This window comes from Salinivibrio socompensis S35 (genome assembly GCF_000513715.1).
Lineage (GTDB): Bacteria > Pseudomonadota > Gammaproteobacteria > Enterobacterales > Vibrionaceae > Salinivibrio > Salinivibrio socompensis.
Genome location: NZ_AQOD01000208.1, coordinates 1 through 17688 on the forward strand (window position 1 = coordinate 1; position 17688 = coordinate 17688).

At 49.0% G+C, this 17688-nt stretch carries 20 protein-coding genes and 3 pseudogenes; 11 read left to right on the plus strand and 12 right to left on the minus strand.

The window, feature by feature from the left end; all coding sequences use genetic code 11:
* Positions 1-63: 63 nt before the first annotated feature.
* The 3 genes from DZ54_RS22900 (at position 64) to DZ54_RS26990 (ending at position 3521) form a co-directional block, all read left to right on the plus strand.
* Positions 64-1821 carry a DEAD/DEAH box helicase gene (locus tag DZ54_RS22900; protein ID WP_240474067.1) on the plus strand — a complete coding sequence of 586 codons (1758 nt, stop codon included), beginning with the start codon at positions 64-66 and terminating at the stop codon, positions 1819-1821.
* 235 nt (positions 1822-2056) lie between these two features.
* Complete coding sequence (locus tag DZ54_RS22905; protein ID WP_276202083.1) at positions 2057-3331, plus strand: TrkH family potassium uptake protein; 1275 nt, start codon at positions 2057-2059, stop codon at positions 3329-3331.
* A gap of 25 nt (positions 3332-3356) precedes the next feature.
* Positions 3357-3521 carry a hypothetical protein gene (locus DZ54_RS26990; RefSeq protein WP_276202084.1) on the plus strand — a complete coding sequence of 55 codons (165 nt, stop codon included), beginning with the start codon at positions 3357-3359 and terminating at the stop codon, positions 3519-3521.
* A 23-nt stretch (positions 3522-3544) separates the two neighbouring features.
* Here the strand turns inward: DZ54_RS26990 and DZ54_RS0116855 are convergent, their stop codons facing one another.
* The 3 genes and pseudogenes from DZ54_RS0116855 to DZ54_RS22915 form a co-directional block, all read right to left on the minus strand.
* Positions 3545-5212 (minus strand): pyridoxal phosphate-dependent decarboxylase family protein, encoded by a 1668-nt coding sequence (locus tag DZ54_RS0116855; protein ID WP_025675367.1) that lies wholly within the window; start codon positions 5210-5212, stop codon positions 3545-3547.
* Positions 5213-5320: 108 nt separating this feature from the next.
* Positions 5321-7229, minus strand: a pseudogene (locus DZ54_RS22910) (methyl-accepting chemotaxis protein).
* Between the two features lie 369 nt (positions 7230-7598).
* Positions 7599-7841, minus strand: a complete 243-nt coding sequence (locus DZ54_RS22915; protein ID WP_025675368.1) for a DUF3283 family protein — start codon at positions 7839-7841, stop codon at positions 7599-7601.
* Positions 7842-7992: 151 nt separating this feature from the next.
* Here DZ54_RS22915 and DZ54_RS0116870 point away from each other — a divergent pair, with 151 nt between their 5' ends.
* The gene (locus DZ54_RS0116870; RefSeq protein WP_025675370.1) at positions 7993-8370 is read left to right on the plus strand and encodes a helix-turn-helix domain-containing protein; all 378 of its coding nucleotides are present in this window, start codon (positions 7993-7995) and stop codon (positions 8368-8370) included.
* Here the strand turns inward: DZ54_RS0116870 and DZ54_RS24535 are convergent.
* The 5 genes and pseudogenes from DZ54_RS24535 to pdsR all read right to left on the minus strand — a co-directional run bounded on the left by DZ54_RS24535 (position 8338) and on the right by pdsR (position 12340).
* Entirely contained in the window at positions 8338-8544 is a 207-nt protein-coding gene (locus DZ54_RS24535) for a DUF1289 domain-containing protein (protein ID WP_025675371.1), read from the minus strand. The two genes, DZ54_RS0116870 and DZ54_RS24535, sit on opposite strands and share 33 nt — an antisense overlap.
* A gap of 95 nt (positions 8545-8639) precedes the next feature.
* Positions 8640-9306 (minus strand): annotated as a pseudogene (locus DZ54_RS22920) (glutathione S-transferase family protein).
* Positions 9307-9420: 114 nt separating this feature from the next.
* Positions 9421-10095: an ATP-binding protein gene (locus tag DZ54_RS26525; protein WP_240474068.1), complete on the minus strand. Its 675-nt coding sequence runs from the start codon at positions 10093-10095 to the stop codon at positions 9421-9423.
* On the minus strand, positions 10050-11642 hold the full coding sequence (locus DZ54_RS22925) for a HAMP domain-containing protein (RefSeq protein ID WP_051416091.1): 1593 nt from the start codon (positions 11640-11642) through the stop codon (positions 10050-10052). Before DZ54_RS22925 ends, DZ54_RS26525 begins: the two co-directional genes overlap by 46 nt.
* Positions 11642-12340, minus strand: a complete 699-nt coding sequence (gene pdsR / locus DZ54_RS0116890; protein ID WP_025675373.1) for a proteobacterial dedicated sortase system response regulator — start codon at positions 12338-12340, stop codon at positions 11642-11644. Before pdsR ends, DZ54_RS22925 begins: the two co-directional genes overlap by 1 nt.
* 204 nt (positions 12341-12544) lie before the next feature.
* On the opposite strand from pdsR, the gene DZ54_RS22930 reads away from it, so the two are divergent.
* From DZ54_RS22930 to DZ54_RS0116905, 3 genes are all read left to right on the plus strand, one after another.
* On the plus strand, positions 12545-13027 hold the full coding sequence (locus DZ54_RS22930; protein ID WP_051416092.1) for a hypothetical protein: 483 nt from the start codon (positions 12545-12547) through the stop codon (positions 13025-13027).
* A complete protein-coding gene (locus tag DZ54_RS23820; protein WP_051416093.1) occupies positions 13018-13263 on the plus strand; it encodes an OmpA family protein in 246 nt (81 codons plus the stop codon). Before DZ54_RS22930 ends, DZ54_RS23820 begins: the two co-directional genes overlap by 10 nt.
* Positions 13264-13389: 126 nt before the next feature.
* On the plus strand, positions 13390-13818 hold the full coding sequence (locus DZ54_RS0116905) for a GNAT family N-acetyltransferase (protein ID WP_025675374.1): 429 nt from the start codon (positions 13390-13392) through the stop codon (positions 13816-13818).
* On the opposite strand, the gene DZ54_RS0116910 is transcribed toward DZ54_RS0116905, so the two are convergent.
* Together DZ54_RS0116910 and DZ54_RS0116915 are read right to left on the minus strand one after the other, a co-directional pair.
* Positions 13799-14350, minus strand: a complete 552-nt coding sequence (locus tag DZ54_RS0116910) for a methylated-DNA--[protein]-cysteine S-methyltransferase (RefSeq protein ID WP_025675377.1) — start codon at positions 14348-14350, stop codon at positions 13799-13801. The genes DZ54_RS0116905 and DZ54_RS0116910 overlap by 20 nt on opposite strands.
* A 22-nt stretch (positions 14351-14372) precedes the next feature.
* Positions 14373-14804: a DUF3010 family protein gene (locus DZ54_RS0116915; RefSeq protein ID WP_025675379.1), complete on the minus strand. Its 432-nt coding sequence runs from the start codon at positions 14802-14804 to the stop codon at positions 14373-14375.
* Positions 14805-15145: 341 nt separating this feature from the next.
* Here DZ54_RS0116915 and DZ54_RS0116925 point away from each other — a divergent pair, with 341 nt between their 5' ends.
* Both DZ54_RS0116925 and DZ54_RS0116930 read left to right on the plus strand, forming a co-directional pair.
* Positions 15146-15685 carry an NUDIX hydrolase gene (locus DZ54_RS0116925; RefSeq protein ID WP_025675381.1) on the plus strand — a complete coding sequence of 180 codons (540 nt, stop codon included), beginning with the start codon at positions 15146-15148 and terminating at the stop codon, positions 15683-15685.
* A gap of 17 nt (positions 15686-15702) precedes the next feature.
* Entirely contained in the window at positions 15703-15918 is a 216-nt protein-coding gene (locus DZ54_RS0116930) for a DUF3820 family protein (protein ID WP_025675382.1), read from the plus strand.
* Positions 15919-16019: 101 nt separating this feature from the next.
* Here the strand turns inward: DZ54_RS0116930 and DZ54_RS25355 are convergent, their stop codons facing one another.
* Entirely contained in the window at positions 16020-16169 is a 150-nt protein-coding gene (locus DZ54_RS25355; RefSeq protein ID WP_164831626.1) for a hypothetical protein, read from the minus strand.
* Between the two features lie 203 nt (positions 16170-16372).
* On the opposite strand from DZ54_RS25355, the gene DZ54_RS0116940 reads away from it, so the two are divergent.
* Positions 16373-16825, plus strand: a complete 453-nt coding sequence (locus tag DZ54_RS0116940; RefSeq protein WP_025675383.1) for a helix-turn-helix domain-containing protein — start codon at positions 16373-16375, stop codon at positions 16823-16825.
* 194 nt (positions 16826-17019) lie between these two features.
* Positions 17020-17394, plus strand: a complete 375-nt coding sequence (locus DZ54_RS0116945) for a VapC50 family PIN domain-containing toxin (RefSeq protein ID WP_420804870.1) — start codon at positions 17020-17022, stop codon at positions 17392-17394.
* On the opposite strand, the pseudogene DZ54_RS22935 reads toward DZ54_RS0116945, so the two are convergent.
* Positions 17391-17688: pseudogene (locus DZ54_RS22935) on the minus strand (hypothetical protein); the annotation flags it as partial. The gene DZ54_RS0116945 and the pseudogene DZ54_RS22935 sit on opposite strands and share 4 nt — an antisense overlap.

Below are 17688 nucleotides of genomic sequence, written 5' to 3' on the forward strand. Positions count from 1 at the left end.
AATTGGATCCAATGCAAGAATCTGTAACCAAATTTCGCCAGTTAGATCTGGCTGATCACCCTTTTGTCTGCGCTTGACTCAATGGGCTTTGAAACACCAACACCTATCCAAGCGGCCTCCATTCCTCCACTTCTCGCAGGTCGTGACGCACTTGGTAAAGCGCAAACCGGTACCGGTAAAACCGCTGCTTTTTCACTGCCGCTGTTGAACAAAGTTGACCTGAACCAACACAAGCCGCAAGCGATTGTGATGGCACCAACGCGTGAGCTGGCGATTCAGGTGGCTGCAGAGATAAAAACCTTGGCACAAAACATCAAAGGCCTCAAAGTGCTTGAGATCTATGGTGGTGCGTCGATTGTTGATCAAATGAAAGCGCTAAAAGCGGCGCACATATTGTGGTGGGCACACCTGGTCAGCGATCAAGACTTGATCAACCGTGATCGTCTCAAGCTAGATGAAGTACACACCTTTATTCTTGATGAAGCCGATGAAATGCTCAAAATGGGCTTCGTTGATGACGTTACTTGGATTATGGAGCAAGCACCAGAAAGCGCCCAGCGTATTCTTTTCTCTGCGACCATGCCTCCTATCGTTAAACAAATTGTTGATCGCTTTTTGCGTGATCCTGCCCGTATCGATGTGGCCGGGAGCAATCGCACCGTAGAGAAAGTAGAACAGCAGTTCTGGGTGGTTAAAGGTGTCGAAAAAGACGAGGCGATGAGTCGTCTACTCGAAACCCAAGATACAGATGCATCGATCGTCTTTGTGCGTACCCGCCAAGACACCGAGCGCCTAGCAGACTGGTTGTCAGCACGTGGCTTTAAAGCGGCCGCATTGCACGGTGATATCCCGCAGTCGTTGCGTGAACGCACGGTGGATCATCTGAAACGCGGTGTGATTGATATCTTGGTTGCAACCGACGTGGTCGCGCGTGGTCTAGACGTATCACGTATCACGCATGTATTTAACTACGATATCCCTTTTGACGCGGAATCTTACATCCACCGTATTGGCCGTACTGGTCGCGCCGGTCGTGCGGGTAAAGCGATTTTGCTAGTCCGTACCAACCAAATGCGTATGCTGCGCACGGTTGAGCGTGTTACTCAGACTAAAATGGAAGAAATTCAGCTGCCCAATCGCGACAAAGTGGCAGAAGCGCGGGTGGCACAACTGGCTGGTGAGTTGGCTGAAAAGAAAGATGGCGATGCCATTGGGCCGTTCGTTGAACTGATTGAGCAACTGCAAAACGATATCGAGGTTGATGCAACCACATTGGCAGCGATGTTACTCCAGCGTCAACAAGGTAAGCGACCTTTATTCTATAAAGGCCCAGACCCAATGATCGCGGCAATGGATCGCGAAAAGCAGCGTCGCGAACGTCGTCGTGATGAGCGTCCAAGTGGCGGTGAGCGTCGTGATACTAATCCGGCTGATTGGGATACGTACCAGTTAGACGTGGGTCGTGAGCAAGGTGTTCAAGTAAAAGACATCGTGGGTGCGATTGCCAATGAGCTAGGCTTGAACAAACAGAACATTGGTGCGATTAAGCTGGCACCGGCGCATACGTTTGTGCAGCTACCAAAAACCATGCCGAAAGACGTCTTTGCGCAATTGCAAAAACTGCGTATTCGCCAAAAAGAGACCAACGCACAACGTGTCGAAGGTCAGATTATGCAAGAGCGTCGTGGTGGTGATCGCAATGGTGGCGGTCGAGCCCGTAATGATCGTGATAGCCGTGGCCGCGGTGAACGTCGTTTTAGCCGCGACCGTGGTAACGAACGTCGTGCGCCTGCTCGCGGTGAGCGTCGTCAAGCGCAATAAAACGATGACAGCCGGGCAGAAATGCTCGGCTTTTTTGTTTGTGTCTGCGATGTAATGCCTTGTTCGCAGGGTATTAACGACGTGGATATGCGGTCTTTCATTCATACGGAATGATGGAATAAGGCTGATATAGTTGGGCAGTGAGCTGGATTCGCCACGCCACTGTTTGTTGTTACGTGTGGTAGGTCATGAAGCCTACAAGCCACGAGCGTGTTAATGATGCGTTGCCCTTGTCATGATTAACTTTCAAAATACTCTGCGTCTTCTTGGCATGCCTGTGTTGTGGATGGGCGTTGTGCAATTTGTTTTCGGGCTCTTGTCGCTGTTTATCTTTCGCGACGGTGTGTCGACCCTCTTTTTTTATCCTTCCCTACTGATGATGCTGGCATCATTACTGATTTCTTGGTTATTTCGTAACAGTAAGCTCAATCAGGTCACTTTCCGCGATGCCTTATTGTTTTCAACACTGACTTGGGTGTTGGTGGGGCTATTAGGTGGTATACCGATAAAACTCGTCACAGGTGTGAATTTCGCCGATGCAACGTTTGAATCCGTCAGTGCTCTGAGTACCGCCGGTGCGACCATTCTCAGTGGTCTTGATAATATGCCAGCCGCATTCTTGCTTTACCGTCAATTTCTCCAGTGGATGGGAGGCTTGGGCGTGGTGATCTTTGTGGTGGCAGTCTTACCCATGCTTAATGTGGGGGGGATGCGATTACTCAAAGCGGAAACGCCAGGCCCTATCAAAGATGAAAAGCTTTCGCCACGGATCTCCAAGACCGCACACTATTTGTGGGGCGTGTATCTGGTGATTACCTTGGCCTGCGCATTGGCGTATTACCTGGCGGGAATGACTGCGTATGACGCGATTGCTCACAGCTTTTCGACGGTATCAACGGGCGGGTTCTCGACCCATGATGCGAGTATGTGGTACTTCCAAAGTCATACGCTGCTCATGATCGCGAATGTCTTTATGCTATTGGGTGCGATTAACTTTGCGCTGCACTTTCGTATTTTTCGTATCGGTTGGCGCGGCTTGAAGCTTTACATTGACGATGAGGAGTCACGTGTATTTTTAATTGTCGTGACTTGCTTGTCGGTAATGCTTGGTTTGTATCTTTATAGTGAAGCACGCTACGAGACGCTGTGGGTCTCTCTTAGCTTTGCCGCATTTCACGTGGTGTCGTTTATTACCAGTACCGGCTTCGGGGCTGCCGACTTAAGTACCTGGCCGGCGGCCACGGCGTTATTTTTGGTATTTTGTGCCTATCTCGGCGGCTGCTCTGGCTCAACCGCGGGGGGGGATAAAATTATTCGTGACATTATTACGTTTAAAATCATTCGTCGACAACTCCATCAATTGGTGCATCCGTCTGCGGTATTACCGATTCGGTATCAAGATAAAGTGGTGTCGAACGATGTAACGCAAGCGGTGATGGCGTTTAWGTCGCTTTGCGTCTTCGCTGACAACCGGCGTTTTCACCCTATTAATGATGGCCACTGGACTTGATTTTTGGTCATCTTTTACGGCTGTCGTGGCGTGTATCAATGTACTCGGCCCTGGCTTTGGTGAAGTGGGCAGTAATTTCCAGCCCGTCACGGATACTGGGATCTGGATACTCAATGTTGCCATGATCCTTGGGCGTTTGGAGTACTTCACGGTACTCGCACTGTTCATGCCTCACTTTTGGCACTGGTAACCCTGGTTTGGAAATCTTGGCGTTCACACAAGCTGTGTCGAGGATTCGGGTTGCAATGAAGCAATAAATTGTTCGATATGGTGATAGTGTGTATAAGGATTTAAAAATACAGCTTTTTCTCCAGGAATAAACAGACACTGTCCATGTTGGTCGAATTCTGTGTGGGCAATGGATTCAACCCAATTGGTTTGTAGTTGTTTGCCTTTGCGGTTGAGGAAGTGTTGACGGTGAAACAAGCTATGTTGAGTGATGCTACCCACTTTATCACCCACTTGGCGAAGCGATTGCTCTTGTTGAAATACGGCATCGACGTTTAGGTTTGCCGAGGGTTGATAAAGACGAAAGGCGACGGTTGGTCCGAGATTATCTGCGGCAACAACTTTGCAGTGGGGAAGGGCCGACAAATGTGCTTTCAGGTATTCGGCATTCTGTAAGCCATGTCCTACCATTGTTTGGTAGCCACGCTTGCCAAGCATATTCAACGCGCAGTAACTCCCATAGACACCGGCTGCGCCACGAGAACATTCTATGGTCGACTGCAAGTGCGTTTGCGCTGTTTTGTTTGACTCGAAATACGAGAAGTAGTGTGGATCTTGTTTCAGGTACTCCATGTCGGCTTGGCGTTTAAACATCACCAAGCTCGCGGTATAGGGGACATATCCCCACTTTTGAAAATCGATGGTCACAGAATCCGCAAAACGGAGCCCACGCACTTTTGGCACTAATGTTTGAAGCTTCTCTAATACAGCTTTGTTCAAACCAATCGGGTTAGTGTCGAATGCGTAATCATTAAACATGATCAGTGGCCAGCCGACGGCGGCATCAACATGAATATGTGGTTTCACCGTGACGTTAAAGCGTTGGCAAGCTTGCTCGTTAATGCGACAGACACGCTCTACATCGTCAATGGCAAACGTATCTGTGGTGCCAAAGGTGAGTAAGATGGTAGGTACGGGAATACCTTCGGCAAAACAGTGATTGAGGGTACGAGAAAAGTCATCTAAATCGAGCCGATTATTGGTATCGACTTCGACTCGAAGCACTTGTCTGGAGATATCTGTGCCCAATAGAGCTAAGTTCGTCATATTAGAGTAGTGACCTGCAAGAGAGTTAATCATGCGAAAATCTTGCCCTTGCAATCCGCGTTGTCCGGAATGAGGAAACTGCTTTCGTAACCCCAATAAATACCCATACAAATTGCCGAAAGTTCCGCCTTGCGTGAATATACCGGTGGACTGATCAGGATCGTAACCAATGAGATTGGCCATTTGCCGGACCAACGTCTTTTCTAACTCGACCGATAAACCCGCGTATTCGCTATAGACCAAGTTAGGATTGGCCATGGTGGCCAGCAATGCCCCGTGTATGGCCGGATCGCAAGGGGCAGTAATTACATTTTCGACCGATCGAGGTGATGTCCAGTCTTTCGAATGGGTGGCCGCGTGTAATGCCAGCTTGGGCAAGGTGGTGGCGCTTAAATCACTTTGCGTGGGGATTTCTGTTTGTTGCTTCAGTAATAAATCACTGTTTTCAAACGCAGGCTGCATGCCATTGGCAAGCCAATTGGCTAATTCTGGGGTGCGATAAATAGGCCAATGCTTAGGATCACGATTAAAGAAATGCTGGCGAACAGTTTGATACTGACTTAAAAAATCGGGCGTTAACGTGTGAGGCAATAGAGAATGAGACATAACAACAACCTTTAACGACGGCGTTCAGGCAGCAGTTGATGCTGCCTGCTCACGATGCTGAAACCAATAGCAGATGATCGGGCAATTTAAACGTTTGGCAATTTAAACTTATCGTAACTTGAAGCTACTGACCATCTGATCCAACCCTTCGTTAGAGTGGGTGAGTGATTTGGTGGCGGCAGTAGTTTGATTTCCGCTGTCCACGAGCTGGCTCACCATATCGCGGATAGACAGCATATTCTTACTGAGCTCTTCAGCAACAGAGCTTTGTTGTTCGGTTGCCGTCGCAATTTGCGTACTCACATCGTCAATTTCGGTAACGGACGCGCTCATCTTCGTTAAGCTGTTCGACACTTCTGAGGTTTTGTCCGCCGTGGTTTGACATTGCTCTTTGGTTTTTTCCATCGCTTCAACCACGCTGGATGTACCGTCGAGTAATGCAGTGAGCATGTCAGAGATTTCAGTTGTGCTGCTTTGTGTGCGCGCTGCTAACGCGCGAACCTCATCGGCAACCACCGCAAAACCTCGGCCCTGTTCACCGGCGCGCGCTGCTTCAATCGCTGCGTTCAACGCCAGTAGATTGGTCTGCTCTGAAATATCGCCAATGACGGTTAAGACGTCACTGATCCGGTTGGCATCTGTATTCATTTTGGTAATACGGCCCGACATTTCTTCTACTTCATCAACGAGTGCACTGACGGTAACGACCGCGTTATCAACCACTTTTAGAGACTGGCTCGCCTCGCTACTGGCTGACGCTGTAATGTTGTTTGATTGAGAGACGTTTTCGGCAATACTCCGGGCGCTCTCGCTCATCTGAGTAATGGCGGTGACCACTTGGTCTGTTTCCGCTGAGTGGGCATCTAACACCGATTCATTTTCCTTGGTGGTTTGCGACAACTGGCTGATATTCGCGGAAATCGCCTGGCTGGACTCTGCCACTGCTAATATCTTGCTCTGTAAGCTCTCGATGAACCTATTGAAGCCATCACTGATTTGAGCTAAATCGTCGTTGCCATTCGCATCGAGTCGAGTCGTGAGATCGCCTTCGCCACGAGAGAGATCGAGTACAGCCTCTTTGAGTTTAAGCAGGTTGGTAAGAGACCTGAATAATGCCATAGATGGCGCCAAGGCTAACGATCAATAGCAATACCCCGATGCCTACCGATTCGATTTGTGCGTCGGTCACTTCAGCCAGTGCGGTTTTTTGATCGACAAAGACCATCAAAGTCCAATATCTCCCCTCGGTTAAATTGACCCGTTGAAAGTAGCCATCAAATTGGATGCCGTCATAAGGGAATGTCAGATGGCCTTTTTGATTACTGCGGAACATACCTTCCATCTCGGAAAAGTTTGCACTGACTTGAGACGGGGTTTTCCCTAGGTCATTGGGGTCATCACTGGCGAAAAATACCGCATTTTGATCGGTGAGGGTTGCAGCGCCACCGGCAAAGCGCATTTGGCTTACCTGATTGATCACATTTTGCAGCGGAATGTCACCCAGCAAGGCACCAATAAATCGCCCATTTTCAATCACTGGCGAGACGGCGCTGATCACTTTCTCACCGGTCACTTTATCGGTGTAAATTTCAGATAGATGAATATCTTGGCTTGATTTGACGGTGCGATACCAATCGCGGTCGCGAAAGTCGTATTCATTGGTGGTCACCCCATCGCTTGAGTGATTTGACATATACGAACGGCCACTTTCGTAAGTCATAATCACATTAGCGATGCCAGCGGTATCGGCGAGCATTCTCACTTGGGCAACATTTTCTGACTCACCTAATCTTGTTGAAAAATGCTCCGCACCTTTTTCAACCGCATTAAGTTGGGACTGAACCAGTTGTTCTAATTGGCTCACATGGTGGTCCACTTTGTTTTGCGTTTTCTCGACTAGGGCGCTGACCATGTTGTCACGTAATGACATTGCATTCAGCGAGCCGAGTACGATAAGAGAGAGGGTCACGAGCAAACCCACCCCCAAAATAATGCGAGATTTAAACCCTAAGGTCATAGCGATTACCCCTTACTGAGCGTGCAGTAAACTGTCTAAGAAGTAAGGGTGTATCCCTTGTAAGGTGGGAGCTTATTGTCCGCTTTTTTATGCGGTTATGTTAAGGCCACCAAGGACTCACCCAGCCAACGCTTTCTTTTAAAAGATGATTAGTTTCTTTTAAAAGGTTGTCAGTACAAGTTGCTTCATGGATAAAGAAGGCTTCTTGATAAGGATAATACTAGAGTGGGTTTGGCGATTTTGCCAATTAAAAAACAAAAAATGTATGACAATCTAGCGTTAGTTTGGTGTCAGATAAGTCCTTAAAGTCAGACAAGGCAAGGCAGTTTAAAACGTCTATCACGCCACACGAGGGTAAAAGCACCTGATTTAGCGCTCGGTGGTGTCTCTCTCGGGATCGGGGATAACAAAGGCTTCGGGTTGCGCGCGGTACTTGTCAACGGAGGCTAAGTACACGTCGCGTTGCCAATCCACTAAGGCATTGGCTTCTTGCTCGTATAAGCTTTGTGGTGCTTGATTATTCACCACTTTCCAAACCGCATACGCAGCTTGTTTATCAAGTTCTATTTTTTGTTTTTCGTCGGCTGGGAGGTTGGCTAAGTTGACATCCATTAGTGTTTCTCGTAGTGATTTTCGTAGGCTGATCCTAACCGAGCACGTTAAGCCCGACAAGATTTACTCGCGATTAACCCGATGCTGACATGGGGATCTGTGTCCCTGTTACGCTGACTGTCTATGCATTGTATACCCACTGGAAAACAGAATGACGTTTGACAAGCAAGACAAGCAGGCTTTGTATGAAACTTGGATGTCTTATAAAGCCAAAGCGCGGATTACACAAAGTGAAATGGCGAAAAAGTTAGAGGTGAGCCATCTAACGTTTTCTCGTTGTATCCATGGCGATGGTGTACTGGATACCCGATTTGTATTCGCTTTTTGTCAAGTGATGGGCGTCGAGCCGAATAAAATTTTGCCGAGCTTACGCGATCGTGAGCAAGTCAGCCAAGATGTATTAGTGACCAATAAAGTGGTTGTTGACGGTGATATTGAAGCGGTTTACTACGAGGGTCATACGGTGATCATTGAATACCGTAAACCGTTAGCGCCATCAGATGATACGCCGCTTGAACGGGTTTCTTGATGGACGAGAGGCGGCTGGCAGTTGTGGCTTAGGCCGTTTTGAGAGTTGCGCCATAATTACCGCGCGCTCGTCGTCAGTCATTTTTCCCCAGTTGATGATTTCATCGAGTGTGCGCTTACAGCCGACACAGACATCGTCTTCACGACGACAATGACCAATACATGGGGTTAACACAGACGCTCCTTAATCTATCACTGGAAGATAACGGACAGTCGAGCTGGCTACCCGTTACCTTGTTATGGCGCTTTATATCGAGTATATCGCGTTGTTTAACGTGTCACCATGCCTCTCGCTTGTTGGGCACGTTCTTCGTCACTGGCGTCAGCCGATGCTGGCGTCACTAAAGCGGTTTGACATGCCGGGCGTTCAGCCAGTTTATCGATCCAGGCTGTTAGCGCGTCAAGACCGGTGACATCGATGCCACTCCACGCATGAATTCTTGCCCAAGGCCATGTGCCATATCGGCGATTGTGTAGCTGTCACCGGCAAGGTAAGGGTGTTTCTGTAGTTGATGATCAACGACCTCAAGCAGCCGGCGTCCTTCCTTTTGATACCGCTCAATCGCTGCAGGGATTTTCTCTGGGAAATAACGATAAAAGACGTTCGCTTGACCCATCATGGCCCAACGCCCCCCATTTGGAACATCAACCACTGTATCGCTTGTGAGCGTGCCTTAGGATCTTCAGGTAAAAACTGCCCTGTTTTTTCCGCGAGATAAAGCAAAATTGCCCCAGACTCAAAGACTGGAAAATCACCATTACTTTTATCGACAATCGCGGGAATACGCCCATTGGGGTTAATGGCGAGAAAGTCAGGCTGTTTTTGTTCGTTAGCCATTAAATCAATGGAATGGAGTTGATAGGTCAATCCCATTTCTTCCAGTGCAATTGCGACCTTTTGGCCGTTCGGGGTCGAAGCAGAATAAAAGTCAATCATCGTCGCTCCTTGCTTAGTCGGTGGGAGATTTATTCGCCACCAGGGTCACTGAGTTGGCTCTGATCGCGATGAAGCCGCTCGAGTTAGTATTGGGGCCAATGCGGTTTAGATCAATCAAGGGGTTGTTATCTGTGTGATTGACCATGCAAGTGACACTGTCACGCCGTCTTGTTGTGGACGGTGAGCCGCGGTGAGCTGCGCATGATGGAAATCGGCAATCAGACGCGCGATATAGAGCCCTAAACCGAGATGAGGTTTATCAGCGCCGTGATGAGTAGGCCGGACACTCACCATGGAGTTGAAAAGTTGTGCCCGCATATCACTCGGCAGTAGCGGTCCTGTATTACTGACGGTCATGGTCACTTTGTCGGCATGTACGCTGAGCGCAAGCATAATGGGTGCCGCACCGTCGTCAAATTCCACTGCATTGGCTACCAATTTGTCGAGCAACTGCGCCAAATAATCGGGGACGCCTTCCACGTTGATGGTTTGCTCGGGGAGCGTTAACGCGAACGTTTTATCTGGATAAGCCAATCGATACCCTTGCGTGCATCCGTCTAGCAGAGCATTGAGGTTAACACTCTCTTTATCGGCATTATCAAAGCTTTGTTCTAGACGCGTCGCTTCGGTTAGCGTTGATAAAATGCCTGCAAGGCGTTGAACCCCATCTTGAGCGCGATTGATATAAGTCAGTTGATTAGGATCGGTTTGAGTGTACGCCATGTTTTCAAGCGAAGAACGTACTACGGCAATGGGCGTGCGCAACTCATGGGACAGGCGCGAGGCCATTTTTCCAGATAATGATTATAGCCAGCAATGCGGCCGACCATATCGACAATGGTGCGTGACAGACGGCCAATTTCATCTTGGCTGTCTGCGGTAGTAATGGTGCCTGTGACGCGTCCTTGGCTATCAATGGCGTGATCCGCTTCATATTGGAGGCGACGTAAACGTTTAGCAATGTGCGAACCAAACAACAGCAGCAATAAAACGCCCGTGCAGATCACCGCGAGCATCACCGAGAAAAGCGTTTCGAGCGCGTCATTACGCAAACTGCGAATGCCATTGGTGGTTTCTTCAACGATCACTGCGCCTGCGACGTCATTGTTGAGCCAAATGGGATAAGCGGCGGAGAGGATCATGGCTTGGCCATCATCCGAACTGCGCCATCCTGCATAAGGGCGTCCTTGAAGAGCTTGTTGTGCTTGCACCCCTTTATAAATCGAAGCTTGTTGCATCGCATCGATAAAATGATCAGGCGGTGTCACCAGCAAGCGATCGTACCAAGGGCGGAGCAATGTATCGGTCAGCCAAGCAATCAACCCGTGACGCGTTTGTGGCGCCGATGACGACTGCCAGACACCGTTTGAGGTTTGGATATCGCCATCTTTAGCAAGGACTCGGCTATGTTTATCCACGACCCAAACGCGCGACGCGTTATTATTCATGCGCTCAATCAGGGTTTGAATCGCGGCAGAGGGCGTCATAAAACTGCCAAGTGACGTCGGTGTGCGTGTGGAGGCTGTGCCAATAATGGCACGCAATGGGCGCTCGAAACTATCGTCGAGATCGTAGTATGCCAGCCCGAGTTGTTGACCCACCCAGTCTGCTGGCAGTTTTATCTCAACCTGATAGCCAGTGTCAGTCGTACGCCATTTGGCAGCAATGGGTAAAGGCTGCGGCGGCCCCTCTGTTTCATGTTGGTTGGATTTTGCAGGCAACCCACTTGCTAAATGTGTCACATGGGCATCGCGTGCGCGCGGATCTTGGCTGAGGGCCACGCGGTAAAAAGCGCCTTGAGGAGATGTCAGCGCGACAATGAGATGATCCTGACTGGTGAGATCGCTCTTATCTTGCGAAGGCGTGGGTGTGGCATCGACAATATCTAGCGCTAAGTAGACGGCGTGGTCATTGCTCCCTGTCAGTACAGACAAAGATAGCTGCTCGCTGTGATAGGAGCGTTGATTGAAAATTAACCCGTCACGCTGATAGTGGCGCTGATGGTGCTGATCACGTTGCCACTCGCTTAGATCACCATCCAGGGTAATGGGATGGGTGAGCCGAAAAGCATGCAAATCTTTACCGGGATCGAGGCGAGTTGGCGACTGACGATGAGTGAAAAGTGCGGGTCGGTCGTTCATCCCCATTGCAAACGCGCGCGCTGTACCCATCAGAGTTTGTTCTTGGCCCTGACGTAAAACGCTTTCCATCTCCCAGACATATTGATAACCCAGGTAAGGCAAGAGCAGTAAAAAGCTAGAGAGCACGACAATTTTAGTTCGGATCCCGGCTAAATAGGGCCATAAACCGTGAGTCAGCCGACGCCATCTTGCCATTATGCTTGCGCCTCATCCCAACGGTAACCCATGCCATAGACCGTTCGAATACAGTCAAACTGGCTATCAATGACCATAAACTTTTTCCGAATCCGCTTAATGTGCGAGGTAATGGTACTGTCATCCACAACCGCATGCGCTTCATCCATTAAGGCTTGTCGGCTCTTCACGTGTCCCGGGCGTTTGACCAGGGCATGGACCATCCAAAACTCGGTCACGGTAAGATCAATCAGTTGGTCATGCCAGTAGACGCGCATGCGATCGAGATCGAGGTAGAGCGGCCCAGATTGTAAGCTTTTATCTTCTATCGACGGTGTTTGCGCCAAGAGGTCGCTGCGGCGAAATAACGCAGCAATGCGCGCCATCAAATGCGGGAGCGACACATCTTTAGTTAAATAGTCATCCGCCCCCATTCGTAGACCCACCACGGTGTCGATGTCACTGTCACGTGCGGTCAGAAAAATAATAGGCACGGTCGCCGATAGTGCGCGCAATGATTGGCAGAGCGCAAAGCCGCCATCAATTTCATTGCCCAAACCAATATCAATAATGGCCAAATCAGGTAAACGTTGCTCAAAAGCCGTTTGTGCGCTGGGTCGGTCCTGATAAGTGTGAACTTGATAGCCTTGGCGGCGAATAACATCGGCGTAGTTTTCTCGGATCGCCGCCTCGTCTTCCACAATCGCGATGTGTTTCATAAAAGCATCTTATTATTGGGGTTGTGGTGACTATACCCAAACTGAGCGCGGAGAAAACCCTCTTTCGACCTTAAACGCCAATTGCCATATTTTTGCCATTATTGGTCGCCACATTGCCATTTTTATACCCGCAAATTGCCTGATCGGCTTGTTTTAATGTCCTTATCGCCAGCATGGCACAACAACCACTCTTTCGAGGACATTATGGATATCAAAAAAGCACTCACACATTCTGTATTCGCGGTTTCTATGTTTGTCGTGGCAACCCCACAAGGGATGGCCGCCACACACGTTGAGCGAGACAAAAAACCAGAATTGATCGGTATGGGCAGCGGCGCCATTGCGGGGGCAGTGGTCGCAGGGCCGGTCGGCGCGGTGGCTGGCGCCATCATAGGCACAGTGATGGGACAAAATGCGAGTTTTGAAACCCTTGCGACGGAGCAGCAAGATACGATTGAAACCATGAATGCGAAAAATGAGCAATTGAGCCTTGTCACGCAAAAATATAACGAGGCCCAGTTAGAGCTTGCCCGCCTGCGTGCAGAGCAACATTCTATTGAGGACATAGACTTAGCGATGAATATTCAGTTTCGAACCAGCTCGGCCGAGATTGAACCCCACTTTATGATTCAGCTGGATGAATTAGCGAATTTTATCCAACAAATGCCCGAGGCACAGTGCAGTTAGCCGGTTACGCGGATCCGCGTGGACGTCAATCTTACAATCAAGATCTGTCTGAACGCCGTGTCCAGGCGGTAAGAGATTACTTGGTGTCAGTCGGGGTTAGCGCGGATCAGTTAGAGACGATTGCCTATGGCGACAGTCAGCCACTGGCCGATCAAGCCGGTAATGAGGACTTTTTCTTTGACCGTCGTGTCACCCTTTCACGCGTCAAAGGCGGGCAAGTGGCACAGGCACAGTAATCGTCGCTTTATCGCTTTGTCACTTTGTCACTTTGTCACTTTATCGATCTGAGGCTAGGCCGCGATGCAGCCGCCTAGCCCGTATCAAACGTTACAGATTTATCCTCGGCAACCAAGGAAGACACCATGATTCGACAGGCAACCCTTCACGATATTGATGCTATTTGCGCCTTGTGTGTGCGCTGTCAGCCTGATCCACTTCCGTTGAGTCAAATGAAGAAAACGCTCACCGACTTGATTAACGCAGAGGATGCCAATGTCTTGGTCGCAGAGCTATGTGGATTGGTGGCTGGGGTGGTGGCATTCAACGTGATCTTACAACTCGAGAAACCCAACCATTTAGGGCGCATCAGCACCATTATGGTGGATGAGCACTTTCGGGATATGACTCTCGGTCGCCAGTTGCTCAGTACCGCGGAGACCTATCTATTGGCGAGAGGATGTGATCACATTGAAGTGGTCCCGAGTTATCACAAAGCCGATGCTCAAAGCTTTTACCTGCACTGCGGTTTTAAACTCACGCCAGAGCGACTGATTAAAGCGTTAGCGGCGTAGTTAGGCGCCAGCCAAAGGCTTTATCTTTGCCACTTTGCGGGCTGGGGAGCGTGGTTGGCCATTCGCCGGTCGCTTCCCACATCAACAAGGCTTGTTTAGCCGCGAGGCCGCCCCCGTAGCCAATTAATTGCCCTTGGCGGCCAATGATACGGTGGCAAGGAATGATGATAGAAATCGGGTTTTTGCCATTCGCGCCGCCCACCGCTTGGTTAGCTTTCGGATTGCCGATGGCATTGGAAATGGTCTGATAGCTAGCAGTGTGCCCGTACGGAATGGTTTGTAAAGCGGCCCACACGCGGCGTTGAAACGATGTGCCGTGTAGGGCAAGTGGCAGAGAAAATTGCTGCCGCTTCCCTGCAAAGTATTGATCCAGTTGGCGGCATGCTTCATCCAGTATTGGATCACAATCGAGCGCGAGACTTGCCGCTGTGTATTGTGGCGCTCGGCGAGGCAAATACAGCCCCGTAAGCCCATTGGTATCTGCTTCGAGTGTCAGCATGCCTAATGGCGATGGATATCGGATAACTGGCATGACACATCCTTGTGGCCGATGATTACTTCTTATCTTGGTTGCAATAGGCACAGGCGGTTAAGAACGCATGTTCCTGAAATTGCTTTAAGCCCAATTCTTTTAGGTTTACATCGATTGGGTGGCGTTTGAGTGTTTGCTTCATGATGTTATTAGGCAGCACTTCGGCTTCAACCCCATCGATAAGTTGTAAGGCCGCTTCCATTTTAAAGCCCGCACTGCTTCCCGCGAATTTACCTTTGGTTTGACGCTCACGGATCACCAATTTGTCTACTTGGTAATCTTCGATAAGCTTACCCATAGTACGGTGGAAATGTTGAATGCTTTCTTGCAATTCGGGGGATGGCACATTGATTTTCTTTGCTCGACAATCCGGTACCGAAAAAAGGTCATTTTCGCTATCTAGCAATACTAAGTTGGCTTCGTTACCTTTTAGATCAACCGCGCATACTCTCATCGTTTTCTCTCTATCGTTTATTTAGCAAAGCCACAGTCTTTGGTGAAACACAGTCTCTGATCAAAACCTAGTCTTTGACCAAAATCTTTGACCAAAATGGTCACTGAGGCGGGGCAGTATACGCAAAAGCGCCTGCGACGTCACAGGATTAACGAAATGCGTCGACACAGATATCTAGCGCCCCTTCACTGGTAGCGCGTGCGATGCGAAGATCGTGGCGCTTATCCAAGTTGATATATTCCACCTCGCGAAAGTGATTGCTGCGCACAAAACCATCAGCCTTGTGATGTGCTATGTGTGATATACTCTCGCGCTTAATTTTTATGTTACCTGAGTGTTTTATGCAAATCATTGCCACACATATTGATCAGCGGGTACGACCGCTAGAAAGCAAAACCGTTATCAAACGGGATGCTGCCCGCGCCATTGCCTTGCAGGGGGATGAGATCTTATTGATGTATACCGCACGTTATGATGATTACTCGTTGCCCGGTGGCGGGATTGACCAAGGGGAAACCCAAGAGCAAGGCATGATCCGCGAACTGCAAGAAGAAACCGGCGCTCAAGGTATACGAGATATTGAACCGTTTGGCTGTTTTGAAGAATACCGCCCTTGGCATCGAGATGGTGCTGATGTGATGCACATGCTCTCGTACTGTTTTTATTGCCAAGTCGATCGTGAATTAGGAACCCCGACGTTTGAGCATTATGAATTGAACAATGGGATGCGCCCAGTGTGGGTGCGCTTGGATCATGCGATTGCGCACAACAAAGCGGTGATGGCTAATAGTGAGAAAGCCGGGCAGTCGTTGGTGCGTGAAACCATGTTGCTCGAAATGATCGCTCAGCAGCGTGAGAGCGCCCACCAAGCCACGGCGTAATCGAGTAGGATCCCTTCATGGACAAAGCGCAACTGATTAAATTGGCCAATATGCCCATGCCGTTTGGCAAGTACACAGGCCGTGTGTTGATTGACCTGCCTGAAGAGTACTTACTATGGTTTCAAAACAAAGCCGAGTTTCCGAAAGGCGAGTTAGGTGAGCTGATGCAATTGTGCTTGGCATTAAAAGTTGAAGGCTTAGAAAGCGTGGTTAAGCCCTTGAAACGGATGTAACCTGCCCCGACCGAAACGGTCAGGCCACCAACCTGGCTGTTTTGGATTCATTCACTCTCCTCTCCTCTCCAGGAGTAAGCATTTAATAAACCGGTGAGCGCCTACACATCACTGAGTTCCACACACCACGGCATCAGATCTGACATATCGTCCGATGGCGATCGTTTGGGTAATTCAGCGAACAGGCGGATGTCTCGCTCTGTCACATTGTTGTCGATGCTAATACGGCCAAGTTGCGGTGCGACGTTCATAGCCTTGCGAAGCAGGGCACCCTAAGATTAGGGTAGGGTGATAATAAAGAGTGTGCCCGCGATGCGCGGCGGTGGCCATGACGCAGCCCAATAGCACCCATATAAATTTCGAAAATTTCGAATATTGACAACGTTTCGAATATTTCAGATACTGAGTGACAGGCGGGCTCATATAGCCTGAAATCAAAAGCGAGAGAAATGCGATGAACACTGCAACAAAATTGCCAAGTGCTGAAGATATTGCATTGGCCAAGCTCAGTAGCCAAGAGTTGTCAGCCGTTATGGAAACGAACGGCGAAGCGCAAAAAATTAATGTCGTCGATAAGTCTGGTAAGATTCATGAAGTCACCATTCCATCGAGTGCGTTAAACATGATGATCGAGGTGCTAACTCAATTAGGCCATGGTAACTCAGTGAGTATTACACCCATTCATGCCGAGCTGACCACGCAAGAAGGGGCTGACATGCTCAATATGTCTCGCCCTACATTTATTAAGCTGCTTGATGCCAACGAGATCCCATATAGTCGCAAAGGTAACCGCAGGAAGGTGGCCTATGCTGATCTGATGGCGTATAAGAACCGCCTAGAAGAGAAGCGGCTAGCAGCACTTGCTGAGCTATCAGCATTAGATCAAGAAATGGATATGGGGTATTGATGACATCCTATACGGTAATTTTAGACGCATGTGTTATGTACCCCGCGCCACTTCGAAGTTATCTCATGTATTTATCCAACACTGGGTTATTCAGAGCACGATGGACGGAACAAATACATGATGAATGGATCAGAAATCTCCGCAGAAACAATCCAGATATCGATCCAGAACGACTAGAGAGGACTAGGCAGTTGATGAATGCGCATGTACCTGACTGCTTAATTGAAGGATATGAGCCATTGATAGACGGGTTAACCTTACCAGATGTAGATGATAGACACGTTGTTGCCGCTGCCATTAAAGGGCAGGCAGAGTCTATCATCACCTTCAATTTAAAAGACTTCCCTTCAGAGGCACTTGATCCACTTGGTTTATCTGCCATTCATCCAGACGAATTCCTATGCGACATGTTTGAACTAGATAGCAGCGCATGCGTTAAGGCCGCTCAACAACAAAGACGTGCCTTGAAAAAACCACCGATGACTTCAGATGACTTTTTAGCGTGTTTGCAAAAGCAAAGGCTCCCCAGCTTTGTCTCAAAGCTAAGAAATTTCAGTATGATGCTTTAGTCAATGTCGCATACAAAAATCCCGATAGAGGAAATGTCCTTATCCTGCTCGAGTATAGGAACGACAATGCTTTCCCATACCGATTTAAGCGGATCTTTGCGCGTGCGCCATGTTCGCTTGCCTTCGTCTGGTGGTTGATTGGCTTTATCCAGACGCCGGGCTGAACGTTCTGAAATCCCTGCTTTAGCAGCAGCAACAACTTGGCTATTTCGTTTTCTATGAGTCATATAGATAGTGACCTGTTGATCCGTGATTCGTGTTCCCGGCACAGTGAACTCCCTCCGTTCTGCTGTA

Excerpts from the sequence above, each read along its gene's own strand:
- DZ54_RS0116855 (WP_025675367.1), bottom strand. The coding sequence starts at position 5,212 with ATGTCTCATTCTCTATTGCCTCACACGTTAACGCCCGATTTTTTAAGT.
- DZ54_RS22915 (WP_025675368.1), bottom strand. The coding sequence starts at position 7,841 with ATGGATGTCAACTTAGCCAACCTCCCAGCCGACGAAAAACAAAAAATA.
- DZ54_RS0116870 (WP_025675370.1), top strand. The coding sequence starts at position 7,993 with ATGACGTTTGACAAGCAAGACAAGCAGGCTTTGTATGAAACTTGGATG.
- DZ54_RS26525 (WP_240474068.1), bottom strand. The coding sequence starts at position 10,095 with ATGGCCTCGCGCCTGTCCCATGAGTTGCGCACGCCCATTGCCGTAGTA.
- DZ54_RS22925 (WP_051416091.1), bottom strand. The coding sequence starts at position 11,642 with ATGGCAAGATGGCGTCGGCTGACTCACGGTTTATGGCCCTATTTAGCC.
- pdsR (WP_025675373.1), bottom strand. The coding sequence starts at position 12,340 with ATGAAACACATCGCGATTGTGGAAGACGAGGCGGCGATCCGAGAAAAC.
- DZ54_RS22930 (WP_051416092.1), top strand. The coding sequence starts at position 12,545 with ATGGATATCAAAAAAGCACTCACACATTCTGTATTCGCGGTTTCTATG.
- DZ54_RS0116905 (WP_025675374.1), top strand. The coding sequence starts at position 13,390 with ATGATTCGACAGGCAACCCTTCACGATATTGATGCTATTTGCGCCTTG.
- DZ54_RS0116910 (WP_025675377.1), bottom strand. The coding sequence starts at position 14,350 with ATGCCAGTTATCCGATATCCATCGCCATTAGGCATGCTGACACTCGAA.
- DZ54_RS0116915 (WP_025675379.1), bottom strand. The coding sequence starts at position 14,804 with ATGAGAGTATGCGCGGTTGATCTAAAAGGTAACGAAGCCAACTTAGTA.
- DZ54_RS0116925 (WP_025675381.1), top strand. The coding sequence starts at position 15,146 with ATGCAAATCATTGCCACACATATTGATCAGCGGGTACGACCGCTAGAA.
- DZ54_RS0116930 (WP_025675382.1), top strand. The coding sequence starts at position 15,703 with ATGGACAAAGCGCAACTGATTAAATTGGCCAATATGCCCATGCCGTTT.
- DZ54_RS25355 (WP_164831626.1), bottom strand. The coding sequence starts at position 16,169 with ATGAACGTCGCACCGCAACTTGGCCGTATTAGCATCGACAACAATGTG.
- DZ54_RS0116940 (WP_025675383.1), top strand. The coding sequence starts at position 16,373 with ATGAACACTGCAACAAAATTGCCAAGTGCTGAAGATATTGCATTGGCC.
- DZ54_RS0116945 (WP_420804870.1), top strand. The coding sequence starts at position 17,020 with ATGAATGCGCATGTACCTGACTGCTTAATTGAAGGATATGAGCCATTG.